The sequence below is a fragment of the Beduini massiliensis genome (assembly GCF_000829905.1).
Classification (GTDB): domain Bacteria; phylum Bacillota_I; class Bacilli_A; order Erysipelotrichales; family Coprobacillaceae; genus Beduini; species Beduini massiliensis.
On sequence record NZ_CDPP01000004.1, the window covers coordinates 165,146 to 182,132 of the forward strand.

Below are 16,987 nucleotides of genomic sequence, written 5' to 3' on the forward strand. Positions count from 1 at the left end.
TTAAGCATTGATAGCTTCGATGATTAATTTAGTATAAGGTTGACGATGACCTTGTTTTTTGTGGTAATGTTTTTTAGGTTGATATTTGTAGACAATCACTTTCTTATCTTTTCCGTGTTTTTCTACTTTAGCTTGAACTGTAGCCCCTTCAACATAAGGAGCCCCCACTTTTGTGTCATCTCCACCAACGAATAATACTTTATCAAAAGTATAAACGTCACCTTCATTAACATCTAATTTTTCTACAAAGATCGCTTGTCCAGCTTCAACTTTTAATTGTTTTCCACCTGTTTCAATTACTGCGTACATTAATTTCGCACCTCCTATAATTTTCTCTAAGACTCGCCAACAAAGGCAGCTAAGCTTTAATACCTTATATGTGCGGTTGTAGCTAGAGGTCTACAACATTTCATATGTTAGCATAAAATCATTTTATTTTCAATCTTTTATTCTTCTTTTTTTAAATAAATATTGAAATATGGACGATAAATCGAGTATCCTTTATTCCATTTGATGTGTTTGTAATGAACAAACTGATTGCGCAGCATTAACAGCTGAGTATAGATTTCTTCGATTCGCCTAAAATAAAGAATTTGCTGCAACCAAAGATAAGCATAGATTAAAAGAACTTCCACTCCTAAATAATACCCGCATAACAGACTTAAACAGATCACCGACAAAATACCGGTCAAATATAGAGTAAGCTTATAAGGAAATATAAAGGACAACCCGATCAGGACAACCTTACTGCCATCTAACGGATACAGCGGCAGCAGATTAAAAAGCAGCATCAAAAAGTTAAACTGTAAAGCATAATGGAATGTACTTGCCCCTAAATATGGCTTCAAATAAAGTAAAGCTGCCCAAATAATAATATGGCTTAATGGTCCCATGATACTGACCAACAGTTCTTTTAATACATGATAGTTACCATAATAAAGAATTTCCAAGTAAGCACCAAATGGCAGCAACGTCATTTTCCCTAACTTAAAGTTAAAAAAATATGCCATCAGCAGATGACACATTTCATGGAATAAAACGATTGAAAAAATAATTAAATAGTTCTTAAAATATCCCACTTGCAAAGCAATCAAAAAATAAATGAACGTCACCGGATGAACTTTAAAGCATCTGCTTAGCTTCTTCATAAGTAATTTCCTTATTATCATATTCAAAGATCATAATAAACTGCTTATCGTAAACACCGATCGTGTCTCCGGCATGTACATAATCATATAAATTAAGATTTGAATCTTGGATACAGCCATACGTAATCTTTAGTCCATTAATCCCCTGAATGATGACATAATCTTTTAAAATATCCTGATGTCCTTTATAAATGACTGTCCCTTCACAAAGAATAGATACCTGATTACTGCCGCTCTTATAATAGTTCTTGTCTAGCAGTTGATACTCACTCACATTGGCAACAGGTACCGCTTCTTCTTTCTTGCCAAAAAAAGGACTGAAATAAGCAGAGATATTTTGTACTAAGGCATTCACGTTTAAATCTTCCATAATAAATTTTTTGATAACGGTTTGCTCCGGCCAAACTTTAAAATAGGTCATGACGCCAATACCGATCATGATCGCTATCATTACTTTGACCATGTAATTGTAAAAATGTTTAAAATGATTGTCATTCAATCGCCGAACTTTTCTGGCTTTCATTCTGTGTTTAATATAATCAACGTCGTTCATGGTCTTCCTCCCCTGCTATAATATATGATGATTTCTTTGTTTCTATCACCATAAAATAGACAGGTAAGGTAAATACGACCAAATATATATTAATAATCCTCAATGCGATAAAAACCACCAGCATTTTTAAGAGATTATAACGATGGGTACGATAAAAGTACAGATCAAAAAGTGCCAACAACAATAAGGGAATTAAAATGATCGGATTATACACCAAGCATAAGACCATAATTCCATAAAAGATAATATTACCGACGATTGGGATCAAGGAAACAATTCCCAATAAACTGATAATTAATGCGTAAGGCTGCTTAATCGCAAGCATCAGTAATAAAACCAGCCCCAGTCGAATAAGAATATGAAGAACAAGGGCATAGAAGTATTCAATAAAATCATAATAACGGCTCAATAATTTATTATGATGAGGAATGCGGTAATAAATTTTTGCCACCATTCCTTCATCAAAGAGATAAAACAAACTGATAACAGCGGCATTCATGATGCCCATTAAAACTTGCGAAGACAACTGCAAGGATGTAAATACCTGCTTATTCATCTTAAATAGATCAATATGGAAAAATGCCAAGAAGCGATAAAAATCATTGATCAGATGTGGTAATGTCACCAGGATACAAGTGACAAAGGCAAATACCAATCCTAAATAGATAAGTAATATCACAAGCATCTTTAATACTTTGGAATGAATATGCGCAATCACCGGATAAATCAGGGATGCTAAGATAAAGCCAAAAACAAAGGGGCTTAATACTTTAAACAAAGTAGAAAAAAGCGTTGTAAAGAGTGGACTTAATAAATACCCAACACATAATAAGAGAAAAAGCAAAGCACCATTAATCAGTAAATAAACGTACTGATTATATTTATGCATGTATCTTGAATAGTTTCTTCAAGAAAGTTTGCTTTTTGAGTGTGGCAAATGGAATGCTTTTTCCTTCTATTCTTCCTACAATATTCATAAAGCAACGATGGATATCCGATTGCTTGTTCATAAACAACGGAACCCCTTTATTATTTGCCTCAATCATCAAATGGTCTTCAAACACGATACCTAAAATCGGTAAAGACAGAATTTCTTTAGCGTCATCAATATTGAGTGAACGCTGTTTTTCAATATCCTCCTGATTCACTTTATTGATGACCATCGAAATATTATGAACGCCTTCTTTCATCAATAAGCCTACTACACGATCCGCATCACGAAGACTGGCAATATCTAGATTAACCACAAGAATCGCTTCTTGCACAAGTGAGATAGCATAATTGAATCCTTTTTCCACTCCTGCCGGACTATCAATGATGATATAATCGAAATCTTTTTTTATGACATTGATAATATTTTTCATATGATCGCTGTTAATATCTTCAAACTGCAGTGACTTACATGCCGGTAATAAAGATAATGATTTATAACGTTTATCCTTTACTAAAGCCTGTTCAATGGTACATTTTCCATCGATTACATCCTGCATGTCATACAATGTTCTGTTTTCCAGACCCAGCATTACATCCAGGTTTTTTAAGCCAAAGTCCGCATCGATCAGACAGACTTTATAATTATGCTCGCTTAATGCGTAGGCTAGATTGACACTTACGCTGCTTTTTCCGACACCACCTTTTCCTGAAGTTACTACTATTGTCTTAGCCATATTTTTACCCCCTACTATTTTTATTTATGTATTGTTGATCTAACATATGGATTTGATCATTTTTATAATAGAATAATGATAAAGTGAAGATTGTCACATCTTGCCATAATCGATTAAAAATGCTGATTCTTGCATGATTAGCACTAGAAAGGTTGATTGTTGAATCTTTTGCCAAGGCTTCAATCGCACCTTCTACTTTTCCAATAATATAAATATTCTTATTTCCGCGTACAATCGCTCCGACATGAACATTACCGATGACTAATAAATCCTGATTATCAGCCTCTATTACTTCTCCGTTGTAAATATCTTTTTCAACTAATTTCATCGTACGTCCTTCAAGCTGTTCCTTGATGCCGCCAAACAATACTTTTTGACTGCCATAAAGCATGTCGAGTAGACAACACATTTCTTTATTCGATAAAATTCGGCTCTTTAAATCAAAAAAAGCCTTCGGAAAATAGCCGTGTGTCGTTTTCGGCAAAGAATCCAAAATGCTTTTTAAGTCTTCCAATATGCAATTAAACTGAACTTGTTCATTAAGTTCAAAATACAAATAATCATTGATTCCCTTAATTTTTACATTCATACGCTCTTCTCCTGAAATTTTCGTGATATCCATTTATAACCATAAAACACGAAAACAAACAGGATCGAATTTAATACTAAAGTCGGCAATAATCGCAGAGTCAGATATTTCAAGACACCCAGTTTGGTTACCTGTGATATGATCATCATTATATATATCACAACCTCTTGAAAGATTATTGTCGAAAAAATAAAAATATATGATTCTATGAAAGAATAAGAAGAATATTTCATATATTTACGTCCAAAATAGGCCACCACGCAATAAATGAGAATATAAATAAACAAAGAATCGGCATATAAAATAGAATAGTAGCCCCCCGCTATTACCGCATAAGGCAGATATTCTTCATCTTTAAGTTCATTATTAATCAAGGTAAACATCATCAGTCCCATACAGCTGATCAGCATCGGACTTGACTTGGTAAAATCAAAAGGGAGAAAGAAACTCAGTACACTATCCAGCATGAATGCCAGCCAAAGAAGGAGTATACGGGGAAAATGTTTACTATTCACCTGCATCACTCCTTTGCAGGACAGTTACATAATTTAAGTCATTAAAACTGCTGGAAGGTGTTGCGTATATCTTCGGTAAGATTTGATCTTCAGGAACTATATGGCTTTCGACATAGCCGATGAGAATCCCTCGCGGAGAAATCCCCCCTAAACCGGAAGTAAAGATTTCGGTTCCGATTTCTACCTCGATCTGTTCGATCATATCAATGACAAAACATTTCTTTTCTACATCATATTCTTTCAGCATGCCATAAGCATATTCTTCGGAATCTTTCTTTTTTATCATGATCGGTACCTGAGAAGCATTATTTTCAGAAGTCAGCAAGGTCACGGTTGATGTCAATTCACTGACAGAGGTAATCTTTCCGATCATTCCACTGCTGCTCATGACTACCAGTCCTTCTTCAATACCGTTTTGAGACCCGACACTGATCATTAATTTATTATTCCAACTTTCCACATCACGGGAAATCACCGAAGCATTCTTTGCCTTGAAATCGGTTGGCAGATTTTCTATTCCGGTTAAGTCTTTTAAATCTTGATTTTCTTTCGTAAGTATTTCATTTTGTCCGGAAACCGCAGCATAATCATCCAAAGCTGCACGCAAACGCTCATTTTCTTCATACACATTTCGCATTGAGACATACTCATCTTTCAAGTCAGAAAAGAATTGCAATGGACGTTTAATACAATAATATTCAATAGATTGAAACGTTTCTTTCAGCACTTGTTCAAAAGCAGTATTCTTTCTGCCAAAAAACAGTCCCACAAAAGACAATGTCATAATCCCAATAACGATTGCCCATAATATCTTTTTTTGTATTGCTTTCTTTCTTTCTCTCATCGCCCGTACCTCTCATTCATTCAATTCTATATTATACCATAGTCCCTCTAAAATAAAATATTTTTTATAATTAACTTATTTTCCCAAAATAAAAAGCAGTGAGGATGATAATGATCCGATCACTGCTTCTAAACTATTATTTTTTTAATGGGTGATTTGGCAAATCACGATAAGTAATCAATTCGATTTGATTATCTTTAATCCATTGTTTTACCTCATCACTGAGCATTGCCGCTAAATCTTTTGTACGAATGATTGTAAATGAAGATACATCAAATAATGGCGCATCTACATAACCACAATGCGATATAATCGCTCCGTATTCACTGTTTAAAATTCCCATTTTATCATGAATAATAAAGTCTTTCGTATCTGTTTTCATTTGGTCTTCAATTCCAAAAGGAACTGTATACCAACTGTTGCTTCCACGATCGATATGATTGCATTCCATGAATCCACGACTTGTTCCGACACCATATTTTTCCATCATCGCATCCTGCATTTTAAAAACAGTAGGAGATGAATAAGCATGTCCATGTAAATATTCCGGCAGTTTGCCGTTTAATTCAATAAATTTTTCAATCTGTGCTTCCGCCTCAATCATCACTTCATCTAAATGAGCACTTAAATGATCATGATTTTCACATTTTTCATCCATCGCTCTTCTTTCACGTGAAGAGTAAAAATAGCCATTTTCTTTGATTAATGATGGTACTTTACTAGGGTCAGCACATGGTTTCCCGGCTACTAGATTAAGATCAATCCCTAAACATACATCAGGGCATTCTTTGATCATCTCTGCCGCTTTTTTAGAAGAAGGCATATTGGTGAACATCCCAGTACATTTGATTACCCCTTCTTTAATTCCTTTAATAATACCGCAGGCTACAGCTTCAGTAATTCCATAATCGTCTGATTGAATAATTAATTTCATCCTTTTTCCCTCACTTTCTATCTATTATAATGGTAGCACTCGAATCTGTTTGCACTCAATACATTAAAATGCCACATCTGCCATGGCAAATCTGTCACATCAAATGATTCGCCTTTAAACTGTAATAGTTTTCCTGACCGATAATAATGTGATCTAAAATAGGGATTGCCATCATTTCACCAATCTCTACTAATTTTTTTGTCATGATAATATCTTCTTTTGAAGGGGTGGGATTACCACTTGGATGATTATGTACACAAATCACTGCGGCACAATTACTTAAAACGGCTTCTTTAAAAATATCACGTGGATGAACGATACTCATATTCAAAGTTCCGATAAAAAGCAGTTTTTCTTTAATGATCTGATTCTTTGTATTTAGAAATAAAGCATAAAATTTTTCCTGCTGTTCAAATTTTAGTTTAGCACCAATGTATTCATAGACTTCTCGTGCAGTTTGCACCGTTGTGCTCTCAGTAAATTTAATCTGCTGCAAGCGTTTTGCCAATTCAATACAGCCTAAAATTTCTAACGCCTTTGCCTGCTTGATGCCTTTAATCTCGATGAGGTCTGATAAAGTAATCAAAACGAGCTGATTAAAGCCCCCTGCTTCGTTAATGATGCGCTGTGACAGCATCAATGCAGATTCTTCTTTCGTCCCACAACGAATCAGCAAAGCCAGCAATTCCACGTGAGAAAGCGACTCTATGCCAAAATGCAAAGCTTTTTCACGTGGCCGATCACTGTTTGCCATTTCTCTGATAATCATCCGTTTCCCTCTAAAAAGGCAAGCATCGTATCCACAGATAATGGCGCACTGCCCGTATATGTGTAATCTCTTTTCACATTTGAAATCTGCTGACTGCTAAGAGACTGCATTTCATTGGAAATTTCCTGCTCATCGGTTGATAAACAACTTAATACATAAATCAATCCATCCTTCTTATAAGTATAGGGGGTATGTCCGTTACTTTGCAGTTTGGTGACCATCTCATCCGCATTATCCTGGGTGGAGAAGGCACCTACCTGTACTACATAGAAGGTTTGATTATACTGCTTAACAAACTGTTTGCATGCCACGACATACAAACTGCCAAAAACAATGGTGAGAACGGCTGCCATGAATACGACGAATCTTCTTTTTTTAATCATCTTTTATTCCTCCCCTATACTCTATGAACAGAAAAAAGAGAATATGCTGAATAAAAGCTAAAAATCATTTAGCGCCACTCAATCGAAATGATATTTGGGATTGAAAGACGTCCGGCATTTGAGGTGATAATCTTATAGATAGCCCCACCAATAGCGATATATAGAATATACGTTAAAAAACCACCGCCATCAATGGCTTCCATATCATTCATAGATAACTCATTCATTGTTTCACCCCCTAAAATAAACACAGCGTTTTAAAATCAACCAAATTGTTTCAAAAAAGACATGACCTGATCCCCCATTTAAAGTGAACAGTTCTTCTTTCTTTAATTCTTTCATTACAGCCATCTCCCAAAATCTTGAGCTTTGAAATAACCGCGTTCACACATGTACTGATAAAACAAGTAACTGCAAGCCAACACAGCAAAAATTTCAAAAAATCCTCCGTCAGCTTCCTGCATCTGCTGTAGATTTAATTCTTTCATGTTTTCCTCCTTTCCTTCCCCACTTTTACTATACTGTCCTTTCTTTCAGCATACTAAAAAGGATAGAGAACATCTCTCTACCCTTGTGTCATTTGTTTTAATTGTGCATTAACTGCTTCATATTTTTTACGATAATCTTCCAGTTTTTCTTTTTCTGCTTCGATCTTAGCTGCCGGTGCTTTTGCCACAAAGTTCGGATTTGCCAGCATTCCTTCACAGCGTTTGATTTCTCCTGTTAATTTATTCAATTCTTTTTCAAGTTTTTGCTTTTCTTCTTCAAAATCAATTAAACCGGCTAAAGATACTTGAATTCTATTTCCGCCTTTAATGGTCGCCGTCGCAACATCTTTAGAAGCCACTTCAACGCTTGTACCGTCACTGATTGCATTGCAAAGCTTTTTCACAAAAGGAGCATAAGCTTCCAAACGTTTTGCCAACTGATCATCAGAAGAAATGATCATATAATGGATCTCATTTGCATTTTTAATCGTATAGTTCGCTCGGATTTCACGAATTCCGGTTACGATATCAATGAGATAAGCCACTTCTTCTTCCACTTTGGCTAAGTTAAATTCTTCTTTAGCGTTCGGCCAGTCTTCGATACAGATAGACTCTTTGGCATGCGGAATTGACTGATAAATTTCTTCTGTCACGAATGGCATGAACGGGTGAAGAAGTTTAACTATCGCGTTCAATACATAAACCAATGTATGAACTGTCGCTGTTTTTTCCTGCTCATTATCACTATTTAAGCTTACTTTTGATAATTCGATATACCAAGAACAAAAATCATCCCAGATAAATTTATAAAGTTCACTGCCTACATTCACAAATTCATATTTATCCATCTGTTCATCGACAACTTTAATCACTGAATTCAATCTTGATAAAATCCAACGATCGGCAATATTTAAGTTTTCTAAAGTAATATCCTGATATTCTAAGTCTTCTGGTGTATTCATCAATACGAAACGTGCGGCATTCCATATTTTATTGATAAAATTCCATGTGGATTCCATCTTTTCTGGAACATAACGAAGGTCCATTCCCGGTGCTGAGTTCGTAGTAAGATAGAAACGCAGAGCGTCGGCTCCATACTGATCGATAACGTCCATTGGATCAACACCGTTTCCTAACGATTTCGACATTTTTCTTCCTTCCGCATCTCTGATCAATCCGTGAATCAAAACATCTTGGAACGGTCTTTGATCCGTAAACTCTAAGGACTGAAACATCATACGACTTACCCAGAAGAAAATGATATCATACGCTGTCACCAATACATTAGTCGGGAAATAGCGTTTATATAACTCATTTTCTTCGTCCGGCCAATTCAATGTACTAAATGGCCACAAAGCACTTGAGAACCACGTATCTAAAACATCTTCATCCTGAATCCAATTTTCTTGATCCTTTGGATCTTCCATCCCTACATAGATTTCTCCGGTATCTTTATGATACCATGCCGGAACTTGATGTCCCCACCATAATTGACGAGAGATACACCAATCTTCAATATTATCCATCCATTGTGTCACTGTTTTTTCAAAACGTTCCGGTACAAAGTTCACTTTCCCTTCTGTTTTTTGATTATCTAATAATTGTTTTGCCAAAGGTTCCATCTTGACAAACCACTGTTTTGATAAATAAGGTTCAACGATAGCATTACTTCTTTCAGAATGTCCTACTTGATGAATATGTTTTTCAATCTTTTCCACGACACCTGCCGCTTGAAAATCAGCTACCAATGCTTTACGGCATTCAAAACGATCCATCCCTTGATATTTATGTGCCAATTCATTCATCGTTCCATCAGGATTCATACAAATCGGCATAGGCATATGATATTTTTTCCCTAATTGAAAGTCATTTGGATCATGTGCCGGCGTACATTTCATTACCGCTGTTCCAAAGTCCATATCGATATAATCATCTGCCATGATTTCTAAGGCTTCGCCATTTGCCGGATTAATTGCTTTTTTACCAATCAAATGCTGATAGCGTTCGTCCTTAGGATGAACAAAAATCGCTGTATCGGCAAACATCGTTTCCGGACGTGTGGTCGCAATGACCAATTGTTCATCGCTATCCACTAACTGATAGCGGAAGTAATACATTGCCCCTTCTACTTCTTTATGGATAACTTCAATATTCGATAAGGCCGTACGCTGTGCCGGGTCCCAGTTAATAATACGTTCCCCTTGATAGATCAGCCCTTTTTCATAGAGGGTAACAAATACTTTACGAACAGCTTTGCTTAACCCTTCATCTAAAGTAAAACGTTCCTTACTGTAATCAAGGGATAAGCCTAATTTAGACCATTGCTGACGAATCGTAGCGGCATATTCTTCTTTCCAGTTCCAAGCTTGTTCTAGGAACTTTTCGCGACCCAGATCATAGCGTGACAATCCTGCTTCACGTAAACGTTGTTCTACTTTTGCCTGAGTGGCAATCCCGGCATGATCCATTCCCGGCAGCCATAAAGCATCATATCCCTGCAAACGTTTATAGCGAATAATCATATCCTGCAGCGTTGTATCCCAAGCATGTCCTAAATGCAGTTTCCCGGTAACATTGGGCGGTGGAATCACGATTGCATAAGGCTTTTTGCTTGTATCCCCTGCTTCAAAATATTTCTTTTCCAGCCACTTGGCATATTTTCCCTCTTCAACCAGATGATGATCATATTTTGGTGCTAATTCTTTCTTCATATTCATCCCCCTATCCTACAAAACGTTCAGCATGGTCTTTCACATATTTCGCTAAAGCGGTTTTGTATGTTTCTGATTTAAAAATCTCTTTTAATTCTCTTGTATAATCATAGAAGTTCTTTTCTTCGACTGCTTCTTCCCCTTCTTCGTTATACAGTTCTTCCACGACTTCATCGATATCCCGTTTATACTCTTCTTCAAACTTTAAATAAAGTGCTCTAGCTTCATTAAAAATCGCACTGCCTTCTGGCATCCCCAATTCATCAAACATAATCGGCACATATTTCACTAATTCTTTTGCACTGACAAAGAAGTCATTGACTGAATTTCTCGGTGATTCACAGACGGCTTGCAGCTGATACATCGTAAAAAACTGTTTTTCTTCTTCATTGTACTCATCCATTGCCGCTTTATAATCAGAATCAACCTTATCTAACATATGATACGTCACTGCTTCAATCGCTTCATCATCTGTCGCATTTAAAATTTGTTCTTCAGTGATCGTTTCATAAGCCGCCAATTTTTCTTGCAAATCTGCCATCTGCTGACCTTTTTGTTTTTTGTTTTTAAACATCGATACAACCATTGACGCAATAAAGAAAGCTAAAAATACCTGCAAAATTAACATTAACATACTCATTTCCTCCATTTTTTTAAATAAAAAAACGTCCTGTCTAAGGACGAAATCATCGTGGTACCACCTTAATTCGCATATTGCTATGCCTCAACACCTTAACGCGGCGACACGTATTTAACTACTCTTCCTTCATCAAATAAGCTCCCAGGCTACCTTCGTCCACTTTGAATGTCTTTTCCCACCTGCCAAAGACTCTCTTTCTTTCAAATATGGAGTACTCCTCCTGTTCTTCACTTTATAAAATCATAGCAAAAAGAAAAGATGAAGTCAATCAACTTCATCATTTATTATTCAGTTTCTTCTCCTATTGCTCAATGGCTTCTCGGTGAATCAGATAAAAAGCTAAGATATTGTCCGTCCCTTTTGTATAAGAGTGAATAGCGAGAATCCCTTGATCATTAATCCAGTAGTAATTCAACCCGGAACCCCCTGTGATCTCTCCGATTTTTTCGTCTTCGATACTGCCATCAACAAAATAACTGGCATGCACTTCTTTTGAATCATCGACATACAAAACTGTATTATTATCAATATAGCTTGACTTAGAAAGATTCGGTAATGTTGTATCAGCCAAACTTTTCCACTCTTTTGTCGCTAAATCAAAATATTGCGCCTCATCAAAGATTAAATAATCTGATAAAAGACAGGTGAACTTTCTATCCGATTCAGAATTAATTACTAACTCCTTACCATCTTTTAAATAGATGTATGTTCCGTCTTTCATCATTAAGGCAGCATTTTTTGAGAGTTTGATGAGAGTTATTACTTTCCCGGAATCATTTTTCTCTTCCCACAATGGCTCAACTTCTAATTTTGGCGTAATTCGTTGATATTTGGTATAACGTTGGTTATCCAACTCTTGGTGAAAACAATAATAAAGTCCATCTTCTGCGATTTCAAATGCAGACTGTCCCATAATCGAGGGGATTCCTGTTTCTTCAAACAGTATCGTCTTTTCTTGGTTTTGATTTTCTGCAATAATTTTGGTTAAATGTTCGCCTTTATATTGCACAATATAGATATACTGATCTTGATAATAGATAGCATCCCGAATTTTGATATTATCCCCAGGCAGCGTTAAGTTCTTTAACTCTTGAGTATTTAAGTCATACTCATATAAAGCCTTCGTTCTTCCTACCTGATCCAACACCGTGTCATCTCTTTGCTCTAACAACAGCTTTCCATTATAAGCTTTGTAAAACCAAATAAAATGATTTCCATTTAAAAGCTCTGTCAATTCCTCGCTGATTGGCATCGATTCAAAGGTATAACGATAACGTTCAGTGTTCTTTACATAAGGCTCCTCCGGTTCTTTTTCTTTTGGCTTTGACTGGCAGCCAAGCAGACAAACCAATAAACATAAGGCAATTAATTTTTTCATATCTCTCCCTCCCTGTTTTTACCGTATCAAACCCTTTGCAAAATGTCAACGCTTTCATAAAATAAAAAAGGCATAGGAATCTCTCAATTTCCTACCCCTTTAGCATTCAAAGTTAACCAGTTGACTTGATAAACGACAAACCGAATCCATGTAATAGACAAGACGTGACAGCTGAATCACGTTATCAATATTCTTTCCTTTTAATTCCACGATCGGTGTAATGGACAATAATGCCGCCAGCAGCACCCGTTCATCATTATAAAGCACTACCTTATTCAGATAAAATTGAAACAGGCTGTCTAAATCGAATAATGTATCGGTGGTTTGCTGATACATATTAAAAATATCATAGATAGGCATATCGATCTTCATATGATCGATTGAGATCAGTTTTTGATAGTTCAGATAGATATGCTGGTATTTAAAATTCATATAGACAAGCGAAACACGGACATACTCTTTGCTGCAGACCATCGATTGAAACTGTTCTAAATACTTATAGGCACAATTTAAACTGTTTTCAATGCGATAGTAATTCATCAAAAGCATCCATTGCCATGGTGAACGATCGAACGACTGTTCACAATATACTAACAACTGATAGTAATAGTTCGCTCTTTCCTGAATGATGCCGTAAATATCTTTACATAGCTTTTCATAATATTGTTTGCTGACTTTCACATTATAAAAAGTATGATTATGCAGCCATGCCAATGTTTCAAAATAAAATTTTAATTTTAATTCCCGCATTGGCACCAGATCGGATTCATACCAAGGCATCAGATAAAAGTATTGATTCTGATAGCGTGTCAAAGGGCTTTGCTGGAGATTTAAAATCACCGGTACAAAGCAATTGATACGCAGCGTTTTAATATAATAATAATTATGTGCAAATGAATACGATTCAGTAAACTTCAAAGCTAAGAAGCCGTCTGCTACTTTTAATTTATATACATTTTCATTAACTTTGATCATTCCAATAATATCTAAATTATATTCATTTTTTATCAGATCGATCATGATTCATAGTATGGAACAATGATCAAAGTACCTTTAGAGATCATAGCATCATGATTGTAGTCTCTGATCATTGCGGCAGGTACATTATATTTAGTAGCAATAGTATCATAATCATCATTATCTAATGCCACGTAAATATAATAAGGAACAAGATCACTTTGATCTGAGATTTCAATTAAATCATCGATAGATGGATCACGTTTTGTTACCGGTGCTTCCACAACAACTTCTTTCACCACTTCTTTTGTGACTGGCTGGATGACCTCGGCTTCTGTAGGTGTCGGTATAGGCTGAACGACTGCTTTTTCAACTGCTTCGGTCACTTCCGGCATGATATCAATACGTTTTTCATGCACATGTGCAGGTTCTTCTGTTTTTACTTCCGGTGGTTCTAAAGAAATAACATCTTTAATCTCATCGATCAGTTCCTGATCCAATTCTTCATCTTCTCTTAAGCTTTGATCATTATAAAAACGGTCTTCGCTGGCTTCTACACCATAAACATTCGCCTGAACGGTCACTAATAAATTTCCGGCTTGAATCTTATAATCAAAATCTTCTACTTTGATACTGAAATCTCGTTGATCGGTAATCTTTTCAAAAGGTGCTAAGATATCGATCTCTAAAAATTCATTAAAGCGTTCTTTTGAAGCCATCTTCAAATACTCTCCGATGATATCAATTCTGCCTTGTGCGCGCATTCCGGATTCTTCAATTTTGTAGTTGATGGATTCATCTACGGAAATACTCAATAATTCATTCATTTGATGATCTAAGTCCACTAATTTTTCGAGATATATTTTTTGCATATTTTTCCCCTCCTAAAAAAAGAATATGCAAAAAGGACAGATTTATGCTTAAATCAGTCCTAAATGTTTACAGGCTTTTTCGATTCCGTCAGCGTGAATATCCTCCGTAATATAAGATGCGATTTTCTTTAACGGCTCTGCCGCATTTCCCATCGCTACACTGTAGGGAGCTTGTTCAAACATCTTTATATCATTCATGCCATCTCCAAAGACAATGATCTCCTGATGATTACCCTGTAAGTAATCGACCATTTTTTCAATCCCGCGATATTTATCGATTGCTTCAACTAAGATGCAAGTCGGAGAAATGCGATAGTGAGGCACTTTTTTCAACGAAGGGATAAGTGATTCTTCTTTGAGTGTAAGATGCAGACACATTTTATGGATAGTTTTTGCTTGCAGGACATCAAAATCTGTTTTCGTCACAAAGTCAAAAGCATTCTCTAAAGAGCGGTTTAACGCAATAAATTTGCCATCGGTGCTGTAACGATTGTTGGTTGTATCAATGGAGGTCGCAATAGGAATCTGATGGATGAGGCACTCTTTTGCCACTGCCAAACAATCTTCAAGATTTAATGGTAATAATTCGATAATGGTATTATTTATCACTAATCCATCCCCACCATCACACACATAATTTTCAATATTTAAAGCTTCTGCCTGTAAATAGGTCAACACATAGGGACGACTTGTCGCTATGGCAATAAAATGTCCATTTTCTTTTAATCTTTCAAGGGTTCTTTTTGTACTTTCAGGTAAATGTTTATGTTCATCGACTAATGTACCGTCAATATCAAAAAATAAATATTTCATAAGCTGCTCCTTTAATTTTAATTAGTCAAAGTGTAACATAGAACCTATTTGATTTAAAATGGTTTTACCGAAAATGAAAAGGAAAGATGTTTACCATCCTCCTCTATTTTGTCCCATTCCTCTAGGCTCATCTGTATTCCCTGATGTTGTCACTATAGAAGTTAAAGCAATCGTAGTATTATTCCCATCAAGTTCGATTGTATATGTCTCTCCTTGCTTTAACTGACCGTCACTGAAAACAATCGACTGAAATGCTTTTAAAGCGGTATAGCTGCAAACAATCTGTCCGTGACTATCTTTGATTACAACCTCCGTATTCGCTTTATAGCGTGTACTAAGAGCAATTAAAAAACTTACTTGCGTAGAATTGGAAGAGGCCCCTTGTAACATAGAAGTTTGTCCTAAAGCTAGAAGCGTTCCACCACTGATGACACATTCTTGATCATAGTCTAAGGCATTATTCGCTTGATCTTCAGGTCCATTGACATAGATAGTTCCACCATTAATATAAATTGATCCATTCGCATCAATACCATCTCCATCCGCATTGATTAGAATTGTTCCGCCATTGATTGTAATTTTTGAGTTGCTGCTCCTGTTAAAAATATCTCCACCATAGCGCCCATTACTATTGGATTGATCATTTCCACCGGCGGCATTGAGCCCATCATCACTACTGTTAATTGCAATATCACCACCATTGATGATAATTTCATTTGCTTCTAAGCCTTCATAGCTTGAAAAGATTGAAATCGTTCCGCCTTGAATCGTTAAGCTGCCATCACTATGAACAGCGTCATCTTTACTGTTTAACTCAAAATTGCCGGCTTTCAGTTCCATATCTCCGTTAGAATGAAGGCAATCATCCACACTATCGATATTAAAACCACCATTTTCAATCTCTAACAATGTGACAGCCTTAATTCCTTTTGTACTGCTGTTGAGATCGGTTGAGGTCGTATTGATGAGAAATTGACCATCTTGAATCAACAGTTGATTCACAGATTGAAAACCATCTCCTTGAGTTTGGATATGATAGGTACCATTTTGTATCAACATATTACCTAAAGTTGTATCGGTTTCATTGGTTGTTTTAAAGGCATCTCCTTGTGTTATCATTTCAAAAGTCCCACTTTGAATAGTCAGACTGTCCTTACCAATAATTCCATCATCGACAGAATTGATGACATATTTCCCACTTTCAATAAGCAAGATATCTTTGGACAAAATAGCATCGTTGTAATTGGCATTCACAATCAGCTTCCCTGTTCCATTAAGTATCAGATCAGCTTTAGAAAAAAGAGTTGCAGAGGATTCATCCCCTGAAGTATAAATACTATTGTCTGTAAGGGTATTGACTGTCGATTCATTAAGTGTCACTGTCACTTTTTGAGCATTTATAATATACACGGGAGAAGCATCCATACACGTCAATTCTAAACCATCCAATACGAGCTGAACTTCCTGATTTTTAGCGTCAACAACGATTTGTCCATGATCGCTTTTACCAGAGATAAAATAACTGCCACCTTCTGTAATCATTACTTTCTGATTATTAACCGTAATACCATTTCCACTATATCCAATCACATCATTAAAAATAATCATATTGCCTTTTGACAAAGATTCATCAACCAATGTTGCTGGATCCTTTTTTTGACAGCCACTTAAAAAAATTATCAGCGCAAAAACAAAGAGTGAAGTTCTAAATATATATTTCATTTTT

The 16,987-nt window shown here is 35.9% G+C and carries 20 protein-coding genes and 2 other annotated features; all 20 genes read right to left on the reverse strand.

What is annotated here, in order from left to right; translation table 11 throughout:
* Nucleotides 1-309 (reverse strand): 50S ribosomal protein L21, encoded by a 309-nt coding sequence (gene rplU / locus BN1225_RS04625; RefSeq protein ID WP_041138636.1) that lies wholly within the window; start codon nucleotides 307-309, stop codon nucleotides 1-3.
* Nucleotides 310-328: 19 nt separating this feature from the next.
* Nucleotides 329-397 (reverse strand) — a sequence feature (ribosomal protein L21 leader region).
* Between the two features lie 49 nt (nucleotides 398-446).
* Entirely contained in the window at nucleotides 447-1,148 is a 702-nt protein-coding gene (locus BN1225_RS04630) for a site-2 protease family protein (RefSeq protein ID WP_041138637.1), read from the reverse strand.
* The gene (locus BN1225_RS04635; protein ID WP_041138638.1) at nucleotides 1,123-1,701 is read right to left on the reverse strand and encodes a peptidoglycan DD-metalloendopeptidase family protein; all 579 of its coding nucleotides are present in this window, start codon (nucleotides 1,699-1,701) and stop codon (nucleotides 1,123-1,125) included. The genes BN1225_RS04630 and BN1225_RS04635 overlap by 26 nt, the downstream gene beginning before the upstream one ends.
* Nucleotides 1,688-2,590 (reverse strand): hypothetical protein, encoded by a 903-nt coding sequence (locus BN1225_RS04640; protein ID WP_041138639.1) that lies wholly within the window; start codon nucleotides 2,588-2,590, stop codon nucleotides 1,688-1,690. The genes BN1225_RS04635 and BN1225_RS04640 overlap by 14 nt, the downstream gene beginning before the upstream one ends.
* Entirely contained in the window at nucleotides 2,583-3,368 is a 786-nt protein-coding gene (gene minD / locus BN1225_RS04645) for a septum site-determining protein MinD (protein WP_041138640.1), read from the reverse strand. The genes BN1225_RS04640 and minD overlap by 8 nt, the downstream gene beginning before the upstream one ends.
* Nucleotides 3,369-3,372: 4 nt before the next feature.
* On the reverse strand, nucleotides 3,373-3,957 hold the full coding sequence (locus tag BN1225_RS04650; protein ID WP_052466343.1) for a septum site-determining protein MinC: 585 nt from the start codon (nucleotides 3,955-3,957) through the stop codon (nucleotides 3,373-3,375).
* Complete coding sequence (locus BN1225_RS04655; RefSeq protein WP_147585173.1) at nucleotides 3,954-4,472, reverse strand: hypothetical protein; 519 nt, start codon at nucleotides 4,470-4,472, stop codon at nucleotides 3,954-3,956. Before BN1225_RS04655 ends, BN1225_RS04650 begins: the two co-directional genes overlap by 4 nt.
* Nucleotides 4,465-5,316 carry a rod shape-determining protein MreC gene (mreC, locus tag BN1225_RS04660; RefSeq protein ID WP_041138641.1) on the reverse strand — a complete coding sequence of 284 codons (852 nt, stop codon included), beginning with the start codon at nucleotides 5,314-5,316 and terminating at the stop codon, nucleotides 4,465-4,467. The genes BN1225_RS04655 and mreC overlap by 8 nt, the downstream gene beginning before the upstream one ends.
* A 136-nt stretch (nucleotides 5,317-5,452) precedes the next feature.
* Nucleotides 5,453-6,250, reverse strand: coding sequence for a ChbG/HpnK family deacetylase (locus BN1225_RS04665; protein WP_041138642.1), 798 nt, complete (start codon nucleotides 6,248-6,250; stop codon nucleotides 5,453-5,455).
* Nucleotides 6,251-6,344: 94 nt separating this feature from the next.
* On the reverse strand, nucleotides 6,345-7,019 hold the full coding sequence (gene radC / locus BN1225_RS04670) for a RadC family protein (protein WP_041138643.1): 675 nt from the start codon (nucleotides 7,017-7,019) through the stop codon (nucleotides 6,345-6,347).
* Nucleotides 7,016-7,402 carry an SPOR domain-containing protein gene (locus BN1225_RS04675; protein ID WP_041138644.1) on the reverse strand — a complete coding sequence of 129 codons (387 nt, stop codon included), beginning with the start codon at nucleotides 7,400-7,402 and terminating at the stop codon, nucleotides 7,016-7,018. Before BN1225_RS04675 ends, radC begins: the two co-directional genes overlap by 4 nt.
* Nucleotides 7,403-7,470: 68 nt before the next feature.
* Complete coding sequence (locus tag BN1225_RS14835; protein WP_187117533.1) at nucleotides 7,471-7,629, reverse strand: hypothetical protein; 159 nt, start codon at nucleotides 7,627-7,629, stop codon at nucleotides 7,471-7,473.
* 114 nt (nucleotides 7,630-7,743) lie between these two features.
* The gene (locus tag BN1225_RS14730) at nucleotides 7,744-7,890 is read right to left on the reverse strand and encodes a hypothetical protein (RefSeq protein ID WP_156133047.1); all 147 of its coding nucleotides are present in this window, start codon (nucleotides 7,888-7,890) and stop codon (nucleotides 7,744-7,746) included.
* Nucleotides 7,891-7,967: 77 nt separating this feature from the next.
* Nucleotides 7,968-10,601, reverse strand: a complete 2,634-nt coding sequence (locus tag BN1225_RS04680; protein ID WP_041138645.1) for a valine--tRNA ligase — start codon at nucleotides 10,599-10,601, stop codon at nucleotides 7,968-7,970.
* A gap of 10 nt (nucleotides 10,602-10,611) precedes the next feature.
* The gene (locus tag BN1225_RS04685) at nucleotides 10,612-11,235 is read right to left on the reverse strand and encodes a DMP19 family protein (RefSeq protein ID WP_041138646.1); all 624 of its coding nucleotides are present in this window, start codon (nucleotides 11,233-11,235) and stop codon (nucleotides 10,612-10,614) included.
* Between the two features lie 39 nt (nucleotides 11,236-11,274).
* Nucleotides 11,275-11,478, reverse strand: a binding site (T-box leader).
* A 64-nt stretch (nucleotides 11,479-11,542) separates the two neighbouring features.
* Nucleotides 11,543-12,619, reverse strand: a complete 1,077-nt coding sequence (locus BN1225_RS04690) for a hypothetical protein (RefSeq protein WP_041138647.1) — start codon at nucleotides 12,617-12,619, stop codon at nucleotides 11,543-11,545.
* A 99-nt stretch (nucleotides 12,620-12,718) separates the two neighbouring features.
* Nucleotides 12,719-13,639 (reverse strand): hypothetical protein, encoded by a 921-nt coding sequence (locus tag BN1225_RS04695; protein WP_041138648.1) that lies wholly within the window; start codon nucleotides 13,637-13,639, stop codon nucleotides 12,719-12,721.
* Nucleotides 13,636-14,448, reverse strand: coding sequence for a hypothetical protein (locus BN1225_RS04700; protein WP_041138649.1), 813 nt, complete (start codon nucleotides 14,446-14,448; stop codon nucleotides 13,636-13,638). The genes BN1225_RS04695 and BN1225_RS04700 overlap by 4 nt, the downstream gene beginning before the upstream one ends.
* 48 nt (nucleotides 14,449-14,496) lie before the next feature.
* Entirely contained in the window at nucleotides 14,497-15,261 is a 765-nt protein-coding gene (locus BN1225_RS04705) for an HAD-IIB family hydrolase (RefSeq protein ID WP_041138650.1), read from the reverse strand.
* A gap of 90 nt (nucleotides 15,262-15,351) precedes the next feature.
* Nucleotides 15,352-16,983, reverse strand: a complete 1,632-nt coding sequence (locus BN1225_RS04710; protein WP_052466346.1) for a carbohydrate-binding domain-containing protein — start codon at nucleotides 16,981-16,983, stop codon at nucleotides 15,352-15,354.
* Nucleotides 16,984-16,987 lie beyond the last annotated feature (4 nt).